The organism is Pelagihabitans pacificus, from assembly GCF_009371985.2.
Classification (GTDB): Bacteria; Bacteroidota; Bacteroidia; order Flavobacteriales; family Flavobacteriaceae; genus Pelagihabitans; species Pelagihabitans pacificus.
The window spans coordinates 260,458-280,001 of record NZ_VIKU02000003.1 but is presented as its reverse complement, the minus strand read 5'-3'; the positions used below and the strand labels follow the sequence as shown (position 1 = coordinate 280,001).

At 45.2% G+C, this 19,544-nt stretch carries 16 protein-coding genes; 5 read left to right on the top strand and 11 right to left on the bottom strand.

Annotated features, from left to right (window positions below; translation table 11 throughout):
- Positions 1 to 10: 10 nt before the first annotated feature.
- The 3 genes from FK220_RS11820 to FK220_RS11810 are packed head-to-tail and all read right to left on the bottom strand — an operon-like array spanning position 11 to position 4,200.
- Positions 11 to 433 carry a thiol-disulfide oxidoreductase DCC family protein gene (locus tag FK220_RS11820; RefSeq protein ID WP_152574538.1) on the bottom strand — a complete coding sequence of 141 codons (423 nt, stop codon included), beginning with the start codon at positions 431 to 433 and terminating at the stop codon, positions 11 to 13.
- A gap of 24 nt (positions 434 to 457) precedes the next feature.
- A complete protein-coding gene (locus FK220_RS11815) occupies positions 458 to 2,311 on the bottom strand; it encodes a tetratricopeptide repeat protein (protein WP_152574537.1) in 1,854 nt (617 codons plus the stop codon).
- Entirely contained in the window at positions 2,308 to 4,200 is a 1,893-nt protein-coding gene (locus FK220_RS11810) for a tetratricopeptide repeat protein (protein WP_152574536.1), read from the bottom strand. Before FK220_RS11810 ends, FK220_RS11815 begins: the two co-directional genes overlap by 4 nt.
- Positions 4,201 to 4,507: 307 nt before the next feature.
- Here FK220_RS11810 and FK220_RS11805 point away from each other — a divergent pair, with 307 nt between their 5' ends.
- Positions 4,508 to 6,106 carry a thiol-activated cytolysin family protein gene (locus FK220_RS11805; protein ID WP_152574535.1) on the top strand — a complete coding sequence of 533 codons (1,599 nt, stop codon included), beginning with the start codon at positions 4,508 to 4,510 and terminating at the stop codon, positions 6,104 to 6,106.
- 187 nt (positions 6,107 to 6,293) lie between these two features.
- On the opposite strand, the gene FK220_RS11800 is transcribed toward FK220_RS11805, so the two are convergent.
- Positions 6,294 to 8,477, bottom strand: coding sequence for an endonuclease MutS2 (locus FK220_RS11800; protein WP_152574534.1), 2,184 nt, complete (start codon positions 8,475 to 8,477; stop codon positions 6,294 to 6,296).
- Between the two features lie 185 nt (positions 8,478 to 8,662).
- On the opposite strand from FK220_RS11800, the gene FK220_RS11795 reads away from it, so the two are divergent.
- Positions 8,663 to 9,727 (top strand): DUF6340 family protein, encoded by a 1,065-nt coding sequence (locus FK220_RS11795; protein WP_152574533.1) that lies wholly within the window; start codon positions 8,663 to 8,665, stop codon positions 9,725 to 9,727.
- Positions 9,728 to 9,801: 74 nt separating this feature from the next.
- On the top strand, positions 9,802 to 10,467 hold the full coding sequence (locus tag FK220_RS11790) for a uracil-DNA glycosylase (RefSeq protein ID WP_152574532.1): 666 nt from the start codon (positions 9,802 to 9,804) through the stop codon (positions 10,465 to 10,467).
- 133 nt (positions 10,468 to 10,600) lie between these two features.
- On the opposite strand, the gene FK220_RS11785 is transcribed toward FK220_RS11790, so the two are convergent.
- Complete coding sequence (locus tag FK220_RS11785) at positions 10,601 to 11,035, bottom strand: hypothetical protein (protein WP_152574531.1); 435 nt, start codon at positions 11,033 to 11,035, stop codon at positions 10,601 to 10,603.
- A gap of 347 nt (positions 11,036 to 11,382) precedes the next feature.
- Here FK220_RS11785 and FK220_RS11780 point away from each other — a divergent pair, with 347 nt between their 5' ends.
- Positions 11,383 to 11,787 (top strand): response regulator, encoded by a 405-nt coding sequence (locus tag FK220_RS11780; RefSeq protein ID WP_166204896.1) that lies wholly within the window; start codon positions 11,383 to 11,385, stop codon positions 11,785 to 11,787.
- A 15-nt stretch (positions 11,788 to 11,802) separates the two neighbouring features.
- On the opposite strand, the gene FK220_RS11775 is transcribed toward FK220_RS11780, so the two are convergent.
- The 6 genes from FK220_RS11775 to FK220_RS11750 all read right to left on the bottom strand — a co-directional run bounded on the left by FK220_RS11775 (position 11,803) and on the right by FK220_RS11750 (position 17,240).
- Positions 11,803 to 12,654: a substrate-binding domain-containing protein gene (locus FK220_RS11775; RefSeq protein ID WP_152574529.1), complete on the bottom strand. Its 852-nt coding sequence runs from the start codon at positions 12,652 to 12,654 to the stop codon at positions 11,803 to 11,805.
- A gap of 45 nt (positions 12,655 to 12,699) precedes the next feature.
- Complete coding sequence (locus tag FK220_RS11770) at positions 12,700 to 13,569, bottom strand: nucleoside phosphorylase (protein ID WP_152574528.1); 870 nt, start codon at positions 13,567 to 13,569, stop codon at positions 12,700 to 12,702.
- A 1-nt stretch (position 13,570) separates the two neighbouring features.
- Positions 13,571 to 14,503 carry a DUF1835 domain-containing protein gene (locus FK220_RS11765; protein WP_152574527.1) on the bottom strand — a complete coding sequence of 311 codons (933 nt, stop codon included), beginning with the start codon at positions 14,501 to 14,503 and terminating at the stop codon, positions 13,571 to 13,573.
- A gap of 131 nt (positions 14,504 to 14,634) precedes the next feature.
- On the bottom strand, positions 14,635 to 14,961 hold the full coding sequence (locus FK220_RS11760; protein ID WP_152574526.1) for a translation initiation factor: 327 nt from the start codon (positions 14,959 to 14,961) through the stop codon (positions 14,635 to 14,637).
- Positions 14,962 to 14,963: 2 nt separating this feature from the next.
- Complete coding sequence (locus FK220_RS11755; protein ID WP_152574525.1) at positions 14,964 to 16,190, bottom strand: porin family protein; 1,227 nt, start codon at positions 16,188 to 16,190, stop codon at positions 14,964 to 14,966.
- Positions 16,191 to 16,289: 99 nt separating this feature from the next.
- The gene (locus FK220_RS11750) at positions 16,290 to 17,240 is read right to left on the bottom strand and encodes an isopenicillin N synthase family dioxygenase (RefSeq protein WP_152574524.1); all 951 of its coding nucleotides are present in this window, start codon (positions 17,238 to 17,240) and stop codon (positions 16,290 to 16,292) included.
- Positions 17,241 to 17,542: 302 nt separating this feature from the next.
- Between FK220_RS11750 and FK220_RS11745 the strand changes: the two genes are divergently transcribed.
- On the top strand, positions 17,543 to 19,519 hold the full coding sequence (locus tag FK220_RS11745; protein ID WP_152574523.1) for an alpha-ketoacid dehydrogenase subunit alpha/beta: 1,977 nt from the start codon (positions 17,543 to 17,545) through the stop codon (positions 19,517 to 19,519).
- Positions 19,520 to 19,544 lie beyond the last annotated feature (25 nt).

The window sequence follows — 19,544 nt, the reverse complement described above, 5'->3', positions numbered from 1 at the left end:
GTTGACTTAGTTACCCCAAGAATTTCGCCTGTAATTCAGGAGTAGGCACCATACATTGGTCTTTTCTACCATACCATTTATAGCGGTTACGGGCCACAAAATCGTATACGATATTTCGTAACTTGCTGGGAATCAAATTTAAAATAGAGGAGAGGGAGCGATACCCTTTGAGATGCTTCCCGATTTGTAGGGCTGCATCCGATTTTACATAGTAGGCCACGCCCGGGTCGATCAAAATGATGGAATCGATGGTTTTGGTATCGATATTTCGTTCGGAAAGTAGTTTTTGCCCGACCTCGCTCTGCAGGGCGGCGTAACGAAACAAATCTGCCTTGTCCCTCTTGATAACGAATTGAATGGAACGGTTGCAAAGGTTGCAAACACCGTCGAAAAGAATGATTTTTTTAGGATTCTCCACGGTACAAAGATACAACCGACAGCATTTCCACGATCGTTTTTATAATGTATTTAAGAAAGTGGTCAAATCGGTTTCCTTTGTAAGCCCCAATTTCTTCTTTAAGCGGTATTTGGATTTTAGAATACTATCGGGCAACACATTCAAGGTGGCAGCGATCTCCTTGGTGGTCAGGTTCATGCGTAAAAAGGCCGCCAGGCGGATTTCCTTTTCCGAGATATCGGCATAGAGCGTCTTTAGCTTCTGGTCGAAATCGTTGTGCACCTCCGCGAAATAGGTCTTGAAGACTTCCCAATCCTTGTCCGAGGCATTTTCTTTTTTTAGGAGCATCACGATCCGACGGAACTCCATCTTGAACTTCTCCGGGGAGTTTTTGATTTTTTCAAGATTCTCCATCAGCTCTTGGATAAAGGTGTTCTTTTGCACCAAGTGCAGGGTCTGACTGGCCAGTTCCTTTCTTTTATGCTCGATTTCCTGTTTGTAGATTTCCTCCTGTTTTTCACGGGCGATGCGGTTCTTTTTGATGCGTTGACGGAAACCGAAGACCAAAAGTCCGGACAAGGCTAGGGCAGAGGCCATGCCCCCGGCATAGAGTCCCTTTCGGAGATTGCTAATCTCGACCTCTTGATTGAGGGTTTTGATTTCCTCTTTTTGCAGGGCGATTTCTGCTTCTTTTTTTTCGGTTTCATACCGGATAGTAAGTTGGTCGATTTCATTGATGCGTTCGATGGTGGCCAACGAATCCGAAGCGATTTTAAAACGTTTATGGTCTTCCAGCGATTTTTCCAAGTCGTTCAGGAGTTCATAGGATGTTGATCGATATTCGTAGGCCACCACTTTATCGGCTCTTCTTTGAATGGAGTCTGAAATTTTAATGGTTCGGTTCAAAAGAGGAATGGCGCGTTGGGGTTGGTTTAGTCGGTTGTAGGCGTTGGCCAGTCCGTTTAGGGCCCACATTTCGGTTTTTGGGGCTTTGGTGATATTTTGGGAGATTTGTAAAGATTTTTTGAGAAAGGGGAGTCCTTCCACGGCCCGATCGAGGCGCACATAGCTTCTTCCCAAACAAAAAGAGGTGATGGCTACCATGTTGAAGTTTTCATACTTTTCCGAAATCCCCAAACTCTCCTTAAAATACGGGATGGCTCCTTCTTCATCACCCATTACCGATATTCCGTTTCCGATATTGTTCAAGAGTACGCCCACCATCGGCATATCACCCAGTTCCCGATAGGCGGCCAGTGCCTTTTTTTTGTATTCCAAGGCACGTTCATAATTGGATGCGTAATGATAACTGCTTCCCAAGGCCTTCAACGCTAACGCTTCCCGAGGTTTATCCTTTAATTTCCGGGACAATTCCAAGGCCTCAAGACCCCGCTCGATACTACTTTTTTGGTCATCGATATTAGAGAACACCGTGGCCCTTAAATTGATAAAGCGCAAAAGCAACAAGGAGTCCCTTCTATCTTTTGGGGCGACCGAGGTTTCCTCGTCGATAATTGCCTGGGCTTTGGCATAGTTGCCTTTTCCATTCTCCAAAACGGCCAAGTAATAATCGATCTCATTAACCTTTGAAATGCTGTCTAAATCGATGAATCGCTTTCTGGAGGATGTAAATCGGTGCAAGGCTGAATCGGATAAGTCCTTGTCCAGAAAATAGCGTCCGTATTGAAAATTCATTTCCGCCTGCCCGTAGGCACTTGAACGTATTTCAGGCTCCTGTAGGGCTTTTTCAAGCAATAGGATGGCCTTGGAGGGGTCATCTATAAAGATTTCGTCGAATTTACGCGAGTATTCTTCAATTTGCTCGACAGGCACCCGGTTGGTTATTGGGTCTTTGTTTTTTTGTCCGTGTAAAGTGACGACAAAACAGCTTAAGAGAAAAACTACCTTTTTCATAGTGTATTCAAAAATGTGGTAAGGTCTACTTCTTTATCCAGTCCCAATTTTTTTTTCAATCGGTATTTGGACTTTAAAATACTATCGGGCAACACATTCAAGGTGGCGGCGATCTCTTTGGTGGTCAGGTTCATACGCAGAAAGGCCGCCAAGCGTATTTCCTTTTCGGAAATATCGGCATAAAGTGTCTTTAGTTTCTGGTCGAAATCGTTGTGCACCTCGGCAAAATAAGTTTTAAAGACCTCCCAGTCCTTATCCGAGGCATTTTCCTTTTTTAGGAGCATCACGATCCGACGGAACTCCATCTTGAATTTCTCCGGGGAGTTTTTAATGTTTTCCAAATTGTCCATCAGTTCTTGGATAAAGGTATTCTTTTGCACCAGGTGCAGGGTCTGGCTCGCGAGTTCCTTTTTTTTGTGTTCGATTTCCTGTTTGTAGATTTCCTCCTGTTTTTCGCGTGCAATGCGGTTCTTTTTGATACGTTGTCGAAAACCGAAGAACAATAGTCCCGATACGGCCACAAAAGAGAACATACCGCCCGCATAGAGCCCTTTGGTCAAGGTATCGACCTTGGCTTTTTCATTAAGGGTGTTGATTTCTTCTTTTTGCAGAGCGATGGCAGCCTCTTTTTTCTCGGTTTCGTAGGCAGTTTGTAACTCGCTGATTTGCTTTGCATTTTCAAGGGAGAATAAACTGTCTCGTATTATTTGGGATTTTTTTAAGTCAACCAATGCGAATCCCAACGCACCTTTTTGTTCAAAATTATATGCACGATAATCTAGGGCATTCAATAGCTCATTCCCTATTTCCCCTTTTGTTGCCAGTACAATAGCTTCGTTCAAATAAGATTCTGCAATTTCATATTCTTTGATATAGGTGAACGAGTTGCCCAAATGGTATAAATAAATGACTTCATTGATATCCGAAAGTTCGTCCCTATCATAACTTAAACATCGCTTTAGATTTTCAATCGCCAAATCGTAATTCCCCAAATTTTTATAAGCGATGCCTATGTTTCCCAGTGAAATGATGGCGACCGATTCGTTGTTACTCGACTCCCCGATCTCCAGCCCCTTTTTATAAAATTCGATTGCCCTAATCTCATCATCCAAATCAGAATGTACGGCCCCGATATCGCTGTAGGTCGATGCAGCATACACGTGGTCTTCGATTTCCAAATACGTTTCAAGTGCTAATTCGAAATACTTTAGGGCTTGATCTAAATTACCCTGCCGGGTATTCAGCTTTCCTATATTCCTGAGTATGTCCGCTTTTCTATAGGGTTCTCTGGTAATGGTATCTAAAATTTTTAATGCTTTTCGATATCCTTGCATGGCTTTGAGGTAATCGCCCTTATCATAGTAATGGGCGGCAGAATTGTTAATGGAAACCCCGTAGTTTAGATAATCACCTTTGTCGAGATAAAGCTGCGCGACAGAATCCATTAATCGAATGGCCTCTTCATATTGCCCTTTATGTCCCTGAACTAAAGAAAGGTTGGAAAGCGCATCTACAACGCCTATTTTTTTGTTTTTTTCTTTCGCTATCTCCAACGTCCTGTTTAAATGGTAATAGGCAGAATCCATTTTCTCAATGGTATAGTAATAATAGCCGAGGTTAAGCTGTCCCAGAATCACGCCTTCGGCATAATTGGATTTTTGTGATATCGTCATTAACTCTTGGATATAGCTTTTGGCTACTTCAGTATCGTTATAGATATAATTGTCGATGAGCGATTCCAACAGCGTCACCCTCGTTTCAATTTTTTCGGAGGTAGAATAAAGGGAAAGTAGACTGTCTCCCCTTTTTTCTATCTGCGCATTTGCTAGAAACGAGGACGATAAGGTAATTATTAATAGAGAAAAGTTTTTGGCCACGGTGAATAACATCTTGAGTCTTTTGTTCCAAGATAAGCATTATGACATTCCCTGAAAAGGGCATATCCCTTCTTCGAAATGGCCGTGTCCATAAAAAGTCCATACTTTTCTCAGATGTCCAGTTGGTAAGATATCCCGCTAAACGTCCTATTTATGGGGATTGAGGTAACATTTGTGTTTTCGGGAATAGTTGTTTGTCCATGTAAACTTTTGTTAAAGTCCATAGGGCCTGTCCATACTTTGTCCATGGACAAAATTAGGTAGCGCCTTGGTTTGCAGGTAGATTTGACTCGTTGAATCCTTTAAAACCAAAAGTATTATGAAAACAAAACAAGTTACACCCAGACAGTTTTTTTGCCTCTTACTGATCGGATCGCTTTTGCTTTCCTTTCCTTCGTGTAGTAAAGACGAACCAGCACCGGAACCGGACCCTATCTCTAATCCAGATCCAGATCCCGACCCGGAACCAGAACCAGAGGGGAACCCGGATTTGGCCGCTATCAATTCATTGATTTCCAATTTATCCTATAGTACCGAGGATCTTTTGAATGTACAGGATACCGGAGGGGCCCCTTCCGAAAAGACCAAAACAGACGAACGCAGTACGACTTCAGGTCCAAACCAAGGGATCATCGAGACCTGCCTTACAGAGGAATATAATATGGAATCGAATTTTGACGATGTAGCCATTCTACGCCCTACGAATGGAGTTATCTATCCAGGGGCCCTTGTGGTTGGGAATGCCGGTATGCTCGACGGGGCACCCGACCCTTTAACATTGGGGAGAGCGCCGGTTACCTTGCGATTGGATTTGCCCGGAATCGGCGAACAAGGTAATATTGTTGTAGAGGACCCTTCCAGAAACTCTGAAGTGCAAACCAAGATCGACAATGCCTTGGAATGGTGGAATGCCAATGCCTATCAAGACGGTTATGTCAATGCTTCCAACTCGTCCTATCAAGCCACTACTTCCTATTCTTCGAAACAGACCAGCTTGGATGTCGGCCTGAATTTGGAATGGGCCACCGGGGCGGTCGCCTCTCAATTCGAATATGAAAGCGATACCGAAAAAAGAGTCGCTACCATGGCCTTTAAACAGGTCTTTTACACGGTAACCATGGATACCCCCGAGACCAACAATCCTGGCAGTGTTTTTGGACCGGATGTCACGGAGGCCCAAGTTTCGGCCGCAATTTCCTCTGACAATCCACCAGCTTATGTAAGCTCTGTTTCCTACGGACGTATTATTATGTTCCGGATGGAAACCCAGAATACCAATACCTCCATCTCCGTGGATGCCGTATTGGAGTATGCCAGTGGCGTGAGTGGTACCGGGACCGTAAATTCCACCTATGATGCCGTTCTTAAAAATTCGAGCATCACGGTTGTGACCATCGGGGGGAACGCCGAGGTGGCCTCCGAGGCCATCAATGCCGCCAACATCGAAGATGGTCCAGGCTCCTTAAATTATATACTAACTGGGGAAAACGCCGTATATAGCCGTAACAATCCCGGTGTGCCGATTGCCTATACAATCCGCTATTTGAAGGACAATACCTTGGCCAAAATGGGTTATACTACGGACTACAGTATCCAGAACTGTGGCAGTTTCAACTTCGACCATGAAAACGCGGTAGTGGAAAATAACTCTATCTATGACATCCGCTATCGATTTATCTATAAAGATGCCGGTACCAATAACAGTAGGACCGGTGGTTTTACGGAAGTGAGCCAAAACAAAAGATCGATTAAAAGTCCACCCAACGGGGCGCATGACGTGGAAATCGAATTCGAGTTCCAAGATGCTTTTGTTTGGCGACGATTAGGGGACTTCAATGTTGGTTACTATACCAGGGAGCGGTGCTATGAAGCTGATGGAGTGTTTCAAATAACCGTCAAGACCGTGAACTGTAATTGATCATCGAGTTTTTTTATAGGTACGCAGTCGGCGTCGTAGGTTGTGGATTCAACAACCTGATGCCGGCTGTTGTTTTTAACCTGTCTCATGGTGCAACAAGATAATTTGAGTAAAACTGACATAACATAATCAAGCCAACCGCATGGGAGAATCGTATACGATATTACATAAAAAACTGATAATCAAATTACTTAGAGCCATTCTTCTTGCGTTCGACCAATTCTAGTCGATCCATACTTACATTGGTCGTGAACATGCCGTAGTTTACAATGGCTTTCCCCTTTTCGAGTGAATCGATACTCCCCACGGCCTTCCCATCGAGCATACGAACGCGGTCGCCTATCTTGAAAACAGGTGGCGGCTTGTTTTTTTCTTTCTGGACCGCTTTTTTCTTTTCGACCTTCTTTTTCTCGCGAATCACCTTTACCTCTTTTTGCACCTCCTGGGCCACCTGTGCCTTTTTGGCCCGTTCGGTTCTGGCTTCCTTGGCCGATTTCTTTTTTCGTTTGCTGTTTTCGGTCTCTACGATGCGTAACAATTCGGATACCAAAGCCCTCTTTTTCTTGTCCTGAAAGTATTTGTTGGCCGCCTTGTCTACCTTGTTGCCCAAATGTATCATCCGTTGGTCATGGTCGTACAATTCCTGGTAGTTTTCCAACTTCGATTTGATCTTGGCGTTCAATTTTTCCAATCGGGCCGCTTCTTCCTTTGCCTTTTGCTCCTCTTCCTGCAATCTAGAGCCGGTTTTAGCCATTTTGCTGCGTTCTTTTTGCAATTTGGCTATCGTGGCATCAAAACGGACTTTGCCGCGTTCTACCTTCTTCTTTGCCTTGTTGATGAGCGAGTAGGGGATGCCGTTCTTCTGGGCCACCTCAAAGGTAAACGAGCTTCCAGCTTCCCCGAGTACCAATTGGAAGGTCGGTTCCAAGGTCTTCCCATCGAAAAGCATGTTCGCGTTGGCGGTATGGGGCAGTTCATCGGCCAAGGCTTTCAAGTTGGCATAGTGGGTGGTGATGACGCCATAGGCGCCCCGTTCGTAAAAGACCTCCAAAAACGCCTCCGCCAACGCCCCTCCCAGTTCCGGATCGCTCCCCGTGCCAAACTCGTCGATCAGAAAAAGGGTCTCCGCATTGCATTTCTTCAGGAATTGGTTCATATTCTTCAGGCGGTAGCTGTAGGTGCTTAAGTGGTTTTCGATGGACTGATTGTCCCCGATATCGGTCAGCACTTGGTCAAAAAAACAAACGGAACTCCTTTCATGAACGGGAATTAAGAGTCCGGATTGAAGCATTACTTGAAGTAGGCCGATGGTCTTCAGGGTGATGCTTTTCCCCCCTGCATTCGGACCTGATATCACGATAATCCGGTTCTCGGGATGCAATTCGATGGTCTGGGGATAGGTCGTTTCGCCCTGTATGCGATTGCTCAAGAAGAGTAACGGGTGAAACGCATCACGCAGGTAGAGCCGTTTGTCCTCATTGATTTCGGGCATCAGGGCATTCATCTCCAAGGCGTATTTGGCCTTGGCGGCCGTCACATCCATTTGTGTCAAAAAGGATTGATACTCCAGCAACAAAGGCGCAAACGGGCGTATCAGGGCAGTCAACGTATTGAGGATACGCTGTATTTCCTCTTTTTCGTCGAATTCCAAGTTATTCAACTCCCGGCTGTATTTTAGGGCCGCCTCCGGTTCGATATAGACGATGCTGCCTGTTTTGGAAGACCCCATCACCGTGCCCTTTACCTTTCTACGATACATCGCCTTGACCGCCAATACCCTTCTGTTTTCGACTACCGACTCGCGTATGTCGTCCAAATAGTCGGAACCATGATATAAGTTAAGGGCTGCGGCAAAGCTCTGGCCAATTTTTCCGCGTACCTGGTTGATTTGTCGGCGGATAGTTAGCAATTTGTCCGATGCCCGATCCCTAACCTCGCCGAAACGGTCGATAACCGCATCGATTTGTGTGGGAATTTCCGCGTTTGCCTCTATTTTATCGGACGCCCCAAATAGCAAAGGGTAATATTCCTTGAATTTCTTAAAGAACTTCTTATGGGTGGTTACCGTGTTACAGAGTGCAGCGACACGCCGAAAGCCGCTGACCTCCAAAGTGGTATTCTCAATTTTTAATAATTGTAGCTCTCCATTGATGGAGTCAAAACCATGATTGGGAATGCGATTTTCACTGACAAGGGAAGAGAGGTATTCGGAGGTTTTGCCCAAGGCCGATAGGATCAAATGCGTATCGGTCAAAGGTTGAATGCCAAGTGCGGTCTCCTTTCCCAATTCGGTATTACAACGGCTCGCAAGCTGTTGTAGAACCGTCGGAAATTCTAAATCCTGAAGGGTTTTCTTTTGAATGGTACGCATTATCGGTTGAAATCGACGGCAAAGGTATGGATTAGGGCCGATATGGGAAACGTGACAGGATGGGTAAGAACTGTTACACCGTCATTTTGGCTTTTTTGGGCAATATTTTTGTTGAAAAGACTGTTGTATAGGAACGACTGGGACGTTTTAACGCCTCAAAATGAGCGTATTAAACTAATTGAATCATGAAAAATACCAACCGATACCTGGTTTTCTTACTCCTGGTGCCGTTGCTCTCTGGCTGCAACGCTACCAAACAAATCTCCATTCATACCATGGAGCCCTCTCCCGTAGCCTTTTCAGACGATATCAAGAAAATAGGCATCATCGATACGAGCGTACCGACCGAGGGAACAGCCGTGAGAACGCGATTGGACCAAATCATTGCATCGGAAGAACGCTGGCTTACCGAAAAAGGTACCGATGCAGCTATTACCGGTCTGTTCGACGAATTATTGAAAGATAAGCGTTTTGAAGTAATCAAGCTTTTAGACAGCGTGCCCCGCGCTGTGGAGGATTTCGGGACCGATCTTGGAACGGTTCCATGGAACGAGGTCGAAGCACTTTGTGCAAAGCATGGGGTAGACGCCTTATTCTCATTGGCGTTTTACGAAACGGATACCAAGGTCTCCATTAAGAAATCCTCTATGATGCAACCCAATCTGATGCGGGTAAAGGTAAAGGTGCCGGCAAAGCAAATTACTTTGGAAACCTTGATAGAAAATGGTTGGCGGATTTACGACCCCAAAAACAGACGCTTGATCGACGAAATCGTATTCAACGACCAAATTATAGCTACGGGCAAGGGCACAGATCCCATTGCGGCCTATCAGGCAATCGGAGATCGCAAAACATCCATACTCGAACAAAGTAGAAGTACCGGCACTAACTACGGTTTACGAATGATGCCCTCCGAAGGTCATATTTTACGGGACTATTATGTGAGGGGAACGAACAGTTTTGTGGAGGCCGATGAAAGGATACAACAGGGGGATTTGGAAGGCGCCCTGGCGCTATGGGCTATGGAAGCTTCCCATCCAACCCCCAAAATACGTAGTAGAGCCTGTCATAATCTTGCAGTGCTGCACGAGTATCAGGGTAATTTAGAGCTGGCAATGGACTGGGCTTCCAGATCGTTCGATATAGACAGATCAAAGAATAACCAAGAATATTTGGATGCCTTAAAATGGCGTATGGCACAAAAGCGATTGGTAGCGCGGCAGTTGGCGCAAAACGAATTTTCAAAATAAGGTTGGGTCTTCGTTCGGGTTGCCTATCATTGGGCAATGGTTTATTTTTAACGACTTAATTGAAGTCGTATGTAATGAAGGTAAACATTCACCAAAGCTGGAAACAGCGACTATCCAATGAATTTGAACAACCTTATTTCAATACCCTGGCCCAGTTCGTTAGAGCCGAATACACCCAGCATACCTGCTATCCGAAAGGCAAGGATATTTTTGCCGCATTTGACCATTGCCCCTTTGATGAGACGAAAGTGGTCATAATCGGACAAGACCCATACCACGGTCCGAGTCAGGCGAACGGACTTTGTTTTTCCGTCAAGGATGGCATACCACACCCCCCTTCGTTGATCAACATCTTCAAGGAAATCGAAAGTGATTTGGGGAAACCGTATCCAAAAAGTGGCAATTTGGAGCGTTGGGCCGATCAAGGGGTATTGTTGCTCAATGCCACCCTGACCGTACGTGCCCATCAGGCTGGCAGCCATCAGGGAAAAGGTTGGGAAATCTTCACGGATGCCGTCATACGGAAAGTTTCAATGGAGTGCGAGGGCATTGTTTTTCTACTTTGGGGCGGTTTTGCAAAGAAAAAAGCAGCTTTGGTAGACCCTTCAAAACACCACATCCTCACTTCGGGCCACCCTTCACCACTAAGTGCCAACCGGGGGCTTTGGTTCGGAAATCGACATTTTAGTACGACCAATGGTATTTTAGAAAAAAATGGGAAAAGCCCTGTTCGATGGTAGTTTCCGGATAGACGGAACACCATTGGAAAGTTGGAAACTGGTTTCTTCCAATTCCTTGGAGGTCTGACTTACATTGACCCTAAGGATAGGTGCGTACCAGCTACACCTAAATGACAAAAAGGACGGGTAACCGTCAATGGTCTCGTGGATCCACCGCTATCAAGTCTTCCCTTGCGTCCTCTGGTTTGGGGATGGGTTGTATCTCATTTTTAATGCGACGGTATTCGTCCCAACGATAGGATTCAAGAATGTCGGCCATCTCCATGGTTTCCTGGCTCGATAAGCGTTTTAAAAGTTTGTATTTCGCGGCCGGCGAGAGTGTTTCGTCCCTTGATACTTCGCGACGTCGCACCAAAAATTCGGCGACTTTGGTTTTGAAAAGCATGGCTTGGTCGATGCCCATCACCAATCTGGGTTGGTACTGCCTTGTAATGTCGGCGGCCTCGGCGCGAATTCGACGGTCTATTTTAAGGGCATACAGTGTTTGTTGGGCACTGGAATTAAGGGGAAGGAACGATAAAGCTATTAAAATCATCATTCCTCCCCATGAAAGTGGTTTGGTCTTCATAGGATTCCAATATTTTAATATCACTCGATTCGTCTCTTTACAAAGTTAATCCACGAAACGACTATTTGTCAAGGCTTCTTTTCTTAAAAAACCCTAAAATACTGAAGGGTTCAGGGCGGTGATACCAACGGGAATGAACTGCCATTGTCTGGGCTATGTCTTTGCAAACCCTGGGTTTTGGCTACGGCATTGATTCAAATGGCGGCCAGACGACTACTCTGTGTACAGGTCTTTCAAGGCTTAGGATACGGGCAAGGGCCATTGATCGTACTTTTTATACGATTAATCCTATTTTATTTGAGAAAAATATTACTTTTATCATAGAATATCAGACTAAAACCAACCTTTTGAAATCCAATACTCCTACGCTCAAGTCCGTTCTCTTGGTAGACGATGACCATTCGAATAATTTTATCAATAAGATTTTTATCGACCAATTGGGTTTGGGGGTAAAGGTGAGCACCGCACTCAACGGGCTTGAGGCGCTCGACCATCTTCGACATTCATTTGAAGGCCCCTGTTTGCTCGTGTTGGATATAAAAATGCCGGTAATGGATGGCTGGGAGTTCTTGGAAGCCTATCATACGTCTATACCCCAAGTGATAAAGGATGACATCGTAATCGTTATGATTACGGTAAGTACGGACCATGAGGATATGGAAAAGGCGAAAAAGAATCCGTATGTGGTGCAGTATATTCAAAAACCGTTGTCGGACTTGAAGTTTCAACGATTGATCAAAAAATATTTTTAGGGGTATATAACGACCTCACATCGCGAATAATAGCTCGTTCGGTTCCAACTTCTTTTTTAGTAGGTTTAGTTCCATTAATTGCTCCTTAATTTTTTTTAAGGTGTTGGGATCCAGTTGTGCTTGACTCCAATCCGTTATTCCAAGCCATTCCCGTATATCCGCTAGTTGTTGCCCGTACCTGTTGGCCAAGGTGCGATCGATACTTGGAATCTTCTTGAATTCCGAGGTATATAGATTGATGATCTCCAAAATATGCCGCAGTGTGTTTCTATGGTTTTCAAGAAAGTGGTCGGTAGCGGCAATGACAAAACAAGGCCATGGGGTAGGGCAGTCGCCCAATCTTCTAAAAATTCCCTGGTCGACCAAGGGTTTGGTGGTAAAGTGTTCCCACATGAAATAGTCGCCCCTACCTTCCGTAAGGGCTTTGACGGCCCCTTCTAGGTTGTTGACCAGCTCAAACTGTAAGTGCTGGGGATCCCACCCTTGATTTTTCGCCTGTACAAAGGCCATCAGGTGGCTTCCACTTCCAAACCGGCTGATGGCCGCCTTGGTATTTTCAAGCTCCGAAAGCATCTGAAAATTGCTGTCTGCCGCCACATGAATGCCCCACTGCAATGGCGTTTCAATATATTTTTGAACGATTTTGGAAGGATTCCCCTCGGTAATACTTTTAACGATGCCCTCGGTGAGTATTATCGCCAAATCGGTTTCGCCTTCCTGCAATAGTTGGCACATTTTGCCGGTACCCTCAGGAATATCGGTCCATTTCAAATCGATTCCCCTTTGCTCGAAGGCACCTTCCTCGATGGCCAAATGCCATGGAAGGTTGAAATGCTCCGGAACACCGATTATATTGACTTTTTTCATGGTTTAAATACTTTTTCCGTGTGGGAGACGAAAGTTTCGGAATGGTTACGATGTTATCTTTTCCAACACATAACGAATCAGTCCATCGACCGCTTTTTTAGAATTTTCCGAGAAGTCTCCCGTACTTCGGTTCGCCAAAATACAGTTCATGGAGACGGCCCGATGTCCCAATAGTTTTGCAAGCAAATAAATCGCCGATGTTTCCATTTCCATGTTGGTGATGCGCATGCCGTTATGGTTAAATGCCTTTAATTTGGCTTGCATATCGGGGTCTGAATTTTCTAGTCTCAGGTTTCTCCCCTGAGGGGCGTAAAACCCTGAATTTGTTACGGTTACCCCTAATCGTATACGATTTGACATCAGTTCTTCCCGCATGTTTTTATCACTTTCCACCGCATAGGGGAGGGCCTTTTCACCCGCCCAACCGGTTTGTGCGACGAACGCTTTGACCATGCTGCTTTCCATTGCATCCTCCGTTTTATAGAAGTGTTTCAATCCATCCAATCCTATGGCAAATTCGCTCAACACAAATGAATCGACGGGGATGTCGGGTTGCACGGCTCCCGAGGTGCCGATTCGGATGATATCCAATTGCTTCAATTCCTTTCTAATGGTCCTGGTGGTAAAATCGATGTTGGCCAGGGCGTCCAGTTCGTTCATGACAATATCGATATTGTCCGTTCCGATGCCGGTTGAGATCACGGTCAACCGTTTTCCGTTCAAACGGCCCGTGTGTGTTTGAAATTCGCGTTTTTGTTTGCGCGTTTCGATGACATCAAATTTACTGGAAACTTGGGAAACCCGGTCGGGATCCCCTACAACAATGATGGTGGGAGCTATGTCCCCCGGGAGAAGGTTTAAATGGTAAATGCTGCCGTCTGGGTTAAGGATAAGCTCCGATGGACTCAAAGCCATGCTACAATTTCAGTATTTTATCGGATGCGGTGTTGTAAAGGAAGTTGTATTTGAGTGCGCCCCCCAAGTAGACATCGTTATCCTGTATACAGGAGTAGTAGCTGGTTTTTCCCTCTAAAATCTCCTTTCCCTTTTTGGAAAGCCGTACGGGGCTAAAGGAGGTGAAGAGCGGTTTTAGCCTCCCTAGGGCACGTTCGTATTGACTGTCCCCAAAACCGAGCCATTCCTGGTTTCTGAGCAGGGTTCCCAAAAACATTTTTTTATTTTTGGGCTTCTCTTCAACAGCCAGTCGAAGGATGTTGTTTTCCATCTCGTTGAGACCGTTGCGAATGGTCGGAAAACGGTGTAAGTGCGTACGAATGGCCCCTGACAGATAGTCGAATTGGTAATTTTGAAAATCGGAAAGGTTTTCCAATCGTATGGGGTTGTCACTGCAGTACAATTGCCACACATAGTCGGCATATTCGATATCGTCCTGGGTTAATACCGTCTTGTTCTTATACAGTTTCAGTAGCTGTTCGTCCGAGAGGTCGTTTAGGGCATACAGGGTGTCGGTATCATCCTCGTCGCCACTGCATACCAAAGAAATTTGGGCATACTTCCGGTGGGTTTTGAGCCAGCTAATAACCGCGAGCATGTTTATTTGACAAAAAAGATCGTACTCAAACCAAAGTACGATCTCATCTTGTTGTTTGTGGTTACAAAGGGAACGGTATTCTTTCAAGGTTTTCTCGATGAACCAGGATTTGGATACCTTATAATTCTTGTGTAGAAAATCGAATCGGGTTTTCCAAAAAGTCTCGCTGCCCACATTCGTCAATGTCTTCCCCTCACACAACATCTCCCGCCACGTAATAATATCTCCTTTAATCTCCAAGGTCTTAAGCCGGGAGGTAAAACTATCTCCATTGGTAATGTGCAAAAGTGAACTCATTGGGGAGCGGTTTAGGTTTTGACCAATAAAAGTAACATTTAATCGAAATAAACAAAACAAAATTAACACAAAGTAGGTTCAAATGTGTTAATAAATAACAGGAATACCGCAGATGGGTCGGTTTAGCGACCTTAACCGCCGACTCGTTTTACGTTAAAGCCTTTTTCTTTAAGTATGTGCATGATTTTGTCGCGGTAATCCCCTTGGATGATAATCTTTCCTTCCTTAAAACTGCCCCCCACACTAAGTCGGGTCTTGAGTTCCTTTGCCAGTTTCTTAAAGTCGCTTTCCGCCCCGTTATACCCTTCCAAAATTGTTATGGGTTTTCCTTTTCGCTTTTCGTATTTACAAAGAATGGGGTCGTCCTGAAGCCAAATATCGCTTTTGGCCGGGGCCGGTTCGTCGTTTTGAGGAACGTGGTCGGGGAATAGGTTTTTCAGTTGATCTTGCAGGTCCATTGTCAAAATAGGGTATAGCCGAGTATAATTGAAAATCCTCCATAGGAGGAGGTATAAAATACCGAGACGTCGTTGGGCAAAACTTCCCTTTCGCCTAGATAACGGGCCTCCAAACTTAGTAAATTATTATAATTGAATCCTACTCCCAGAGCAAAACTACCGCTGAAGCCAAATTCTACTTGCTCTTCGGTTTGGGTAGAGATAGTATATGTAATGCCTGAACTTATGGGAAAGTCAGATATAAAAGCTGCATCGAGGAAAAATTTTGACTTTTCGCTTAGGAATATGTAGTGCCTTATTCCCACTGGTAATTCAATTGATTGATAATCTACCTCTGCTGTCAGGCCGAAGACACCGACGGATGGATTGACCCGGGTATCACGATAGGCCTGGAAGGTTGGTTCGATAAAAGCTGCCCACTTATTTTTATTGAATGGGAAAACACCTTCCATTTCAAGTCCGACCCTAAGTCCCGTCTTTTGGCTAAAATCAATACTTCTAAATCCACTGAGTGAGTTACTAATAGAATAGGAAGTGAAATTAATACCTGGTCTGATTGATAAATGCCATTCAAGTTCTTTATCCGAAGGTCCTTTCAATTTCAAATCAGGATCTATGCATCTGTTGAACGATTCAAACACCTGCACCAAATCAGTCATTCTATAGCGTAAACGACTAAACGTTTTAGAGGTTATGCCCTCACATTCAAGTGTGTTGAGAAGCTGTTGTCGAAAGGTGTTTACTTCACCAATTTCGGAAGTAGTAGTTCGGTATCTTTTGTAAATCAATTGTTTGGGTGGCTCCGGCTGGTTTTTCACGCTAAAAAAGAAACGTTCCAAATTTTTATCCTCGAAATGATATAAGGTAGCAGCTCCGGAAACCAACACTTTTAGAAAGAGTGTCTCCTCTTTAAATTTGAATGTTTTTTCATAGTTCAGTTTTGAGGTTTGGTCAATAGACCTATCCATTTGCACTCTAAAACGTACGTATCGTGCTGCATCGGCCACCTGAAATTCTTGTATCCCATCGATTGAGGCAGATAAGGTCTGACCATCTTCTGTAAGCTTGTACTCAAAGTAGGTGGGATTTGTTTTCCACTCCACATTACGGATAAAACACTCGGTTTTGTTTCCGTTATTGGCAATAAAATAGGCCTTTTCAAAATCTATTTGGGCATACAGCGTAAAAAATATTCCTGAAAACAGGAGGGATAGAAAACACTTTTTCAAAACAGTCCGGGGGTTAGGTATTTATAGTGCAGGCATAACGCAGTATTCGGCTACATATTTTGTAATTCGCAGAAAATTGTTTCCATGAACATGATTGCTTTAGGGTTTCACCAACCCCAATTCCACCAAACGCTCATGTAGGAATTCCCCGGCGGTAATATCCTCGAACTGTTTTGGATGTTCCGCATCGATACAGTTTTCCAGACAATTTAAGGGCATCTCACTGATGGGATGCATAAAAAATGGGATGGAATACCGCGAAGTGCCCCACAGCTCCCGTGGCGGGTTCACCACCTTATGGATGGTCGATTTCAGTTTGTTATTGGTCAGGCGAGATAGCATGTCCCCCACATTGATCATCAACTGGTCGGGTCGGGCGATGGCATCGATCCATTCCCCTTTGTGATTTTGGACCTGGAGTCCCTTTCCGTGCGCCCCCATCAAAAGGGTAATTAGATTGATGTCGCCATGTGCTGCGGCCCTTTCGGCATTTTTGGGCTCTTCGGTTATGGGTGGGTAATGAATGGGACGCAATATGGAGTTCCCGTTCTTGATATATTCATCAAAGTAGGTTTCCTCCAAACCTAAATGCAAGGCCAGGGCGCGCAGGACGTATTTGGCCGTCTTTTCTAACATTTTGTAGGCCTCCTTGCCGACTTCGTTGAATTTGGGCAGTTCCTTAACGATTACGTTTGCCGGGTACTCTGCCTCCAATTTCGGATTGTCCTCCACATATTGCCCAAAATGCCAAAACTCTTTTAAATCCCCTACCTTTCTGCCTTTGGCATGTTCCTTCCCAAACGAAGTGTACCCCCGCTGCCCGCCGATACCCTCTATTTCATAGGAATCCTTCACATCTTGGGGTAGTTCAAAAAACTTCTTGATTTCCGAATAGAGATCGTCGACAAGTGCTTCGGATAAAAAATGTCCGCTCAAGGCGACGAATCCAATGTCGCCAAAGGCTGCCCCGATTTCTTGGGTGAATTTCTGTTTTCGCTGCGGTTCGTTTGAAATAAAATCCTGTAAATCTACGCTTGGGATACCACTCATGCTTTGGTTTTATGGGTTTAGACCGTTTGGAAATAGCCTCCTTGTTTTTTCGCTATCTCTTTTTGCGCATCACTTCGCAAAAATTTCCTGCCGTAGCCTCGCTATGTTGAACCCCGAGCCTGCGGGGTCGCCGGGTTCCGCCACAAAAATAGGCCCTACCAATTCCAACGACCTATTTCCAAATCGTCTCTTGGGCAAATTTAGTAAATATTGAAGGGAATGTACGAATAGCGAATAGCAATTTTGGTGTTCATTTTTGTTACATTTACCCCGTTTTTCAGGCAACAACCTAGGATTATCACATGCGATATCAAAATAAAGGCATTTCGGAAGCGGTTCAACTTTCTCTCTATGTCAACATGTTAAAGCCTCGAATGATCGAGGAAAAGATGCTCATCTTACTACGTCAGGGAAAAATCTCCAAATGGTTCAGCGGTATCGGGCAGGAAGCCATCTCGGTCGGGGTTGCCATGGCCATGAACGAGGATGAATATATACTGCCCATGCATCGCAACCTCGGGGTCTTCACTACCCGGAAAATCCCGTTGTACCGTTTGTTCGCACAGTGGCAAGGCAAGGCCAGTGGTTTTACCAAGGGACGCGACCGCAGTTTCCATTTCGGGACCCAAGAATATAAGATTGTGGGAATGATTTCGCATTTGGGGCCCCAACTGGGCGTTGCCGACGGAATTGCCTTAGCGGACGTCATCCGGAAAAGAAAGAAGGTTACCGCCGTCTTTACCGGGGAGGGAGGCACCAGTGAGGGGGACTTTCATGAGGCCTTGAACATTGCATCGGTATGGAACCTACCAGTCCTTTTTTGTATCGAGAATAATGGATACGGACTATCGACCCCTACCAATGAACAATATAACTGTGAACATCTGGCCGATCGCGGTGCCGGGTACGGCATGGAATCCTATGTCATCGATGGAAACAATATTTTGGAGGTGTATTCGATGATGGACCGGCTTTGTAAAAGCGTACGTAGCAAGCCACGCCCCATTTTATTGGAGTTCAAGACGTTTCGCATGCGCGGACACGAGGAAGCCAGTGGCACAAAGTACGTACCCCAGGACTTGCTAGATCAATGGGCCGCAAAGGACCCCTTGGAGAACTACGCGGAGTACCTGAGGAATGCCGAAATCCTTACGGAGGAAGCAGAGGTACGGATAAAAAAGGAAATTATCCACGAAATCGATGAGCACCTCCAGATCGCTTTTGAGGAGGAAGTCATTCAAAACAATGAAAGTGTTGAGTTGAATGATGTATTCAAAAGATTTGAATATGAGGAATATAGACCAAATAAAGAAACAAAAAAGATACGGTTGGTCGATGCGATTTCCGAAGGCTTGAAGCAATCGATGAAAACACATGATGAACTCGTGATCATGGGGCAGGATATCGCCGATTATGGTGGGGTTTTTAAGATTACCGACGGTTTTATGGAGGCTTTCGGGAAGGAAAGGGTACGCAATACCCCCATTTGTGAATCCGCCGTGGTATCGGCTGCCATGGGACTTTCCATCAACGGAATGAAAGCGGTGGTCGAGATGCAGTTCGCCGATTTTGTCAGTACCGGCTTCAATCCGGTCGTCAATTATCTGGCCAAAAGCCATTACCGATGGAACGAAAAGGCCGATGTGGTCATCCGAATGCCCTGCGGGGGCGATGTGGGAGCAGGGCCCTTCCATTCCCAGACCAATGAGGCGTGGTTTACAAAGACCCCCGGCTTAAAGGTGGTATATCCTGCATTTCCGTATGACGCCAAAGGCTTGTTGGCGACGGCGATCAACGACCCTAATCCAGTTTTGTTTTTTGAACATAAAGCCTTATACCGTAGCATTTATCAAGAAGTCCCGACCGCTTATTACACTTTGCCCTTCGGAAAGGCGGCCCTATTGAGGGAGGGCAATGATATCACCATCGTTTCCTATGGAGCCGCAGTACATTGGGCGTTGGATACTTTGCATAAACATACCGAATTGGAGGCAGATCTCATTGATTTACGGACGTTGGCCCCGTTGGACACGGATACCATCTATGCCTCCGTTCGGAAAACGGGAAAATTGATCATTCTTCAGGAAGACACGCTATTCGGTGGAGTCGCTAGCGATATTTCCGCCTTGGTAATGGAAAATTGTTTTGAATACCTTGACGCTCCCATAAAACGGGTCGCCAGCCTCGAGACCCCGGTGCCCTTTGCCAAGACGTTGGAAAACAACTATTTGCCCAAAGCCCGGTTTGAACAGGCGCTGCTCGATTTGCAGGCCTATTGATGATGCGGGCTAAATAATGTAGGAA

Bases quoted from the DNA above. Each gene is read 5' to 3' on its own strand.
- FK220_RS11745 (WP_152574523.1), top strand. From the start codon at position 17,543: ATGCGATATCAAAATAAAGGCATTTCGGAAGCGGTTCAACTTTCTCTC.
- FK220_RS11800 (WP_152574534.1), bottom strand. From the start codon at position 8,477: ATGCGTACCATTCAAAAGAAAACCCTTCAGGATTTAGAATTTCCGACG.
- FK220_RS11795 (WP_152574533.1), top strand. From the start codon at position 8,663: ATGAAAAATACCAACCGATACCTGGTTTTCTTACTCCTGGTGCCGTTG.
- FK220_RS11805 (WP_152574535.1), top strand. From the start codon at position 4,508: ATGAAAACAAAACAAGTTACACCCAGACAGTTTTTTTGCCTCTTACTG.
- FK220_RS11785 (WP_152574531.1), bottom strand. From the start codon at position 11,035: ATGAAGACCAAACCACTTTCATGGGGAGGAATGATGATTTTAATAGCT.
- FK220_RS11775 (WP_152574529.1), bottom strand. From the start codon at position 12,654: ATGAAAAAAGTCAATATAATCGGTGTTCCGGAGCATTTCAACCTTCCA.
- FK220_RS11765 (WP_152574527.1), bottom strand. From the start codon at position 14,503: ATGAGTTCACTTTTGCACATTACCAATGGAGATAGTTTTACCTCCCGG.
- FK220_RS11750 (WP_152574524.1), bottom strand. From the start codon at position 17,240: ATGAGTGGTATCCCAAGCGTAGATTTACAGGATTTTATTTCAAACGAA.
- FK220_RS11790 (WP_152574532.1), top strand. From the start codon at position 9,802: ATGAAGGTAAACATTCACCAAAGCTGGAAACAGCGACTATCCAATGAA.
- FK220_RS11760 (WP_152574526.1), bottom strand. From the start codon at position 14,961: ATGGACCTGCAAGATCAACTGAAAAACCTATTCCCCGACCACGTTCCT.
- FK220_RS11810 (WP_152574536.1), bottom strand. From the start codon at position 4,200: ATGTTATTCACCGTGGCCAAAAACTTTTCTCTATTAATAATTACCTTA.
- FK220_RS11815 (WP_152574537.1), bottom strand. From the start codon at position 2,311: ATGAAAAAGGTAGTTTTTCTCTTAAGCTGTTTTGTCGTCACTTTACAC.
- FK220_RS11770 (WP_152574528.1), bottom strand. From the start codon at position 13,569: ATGGCTTTGAGTCCATCGGAGCTTATCCTTAACCCAGACGGCAGCATT.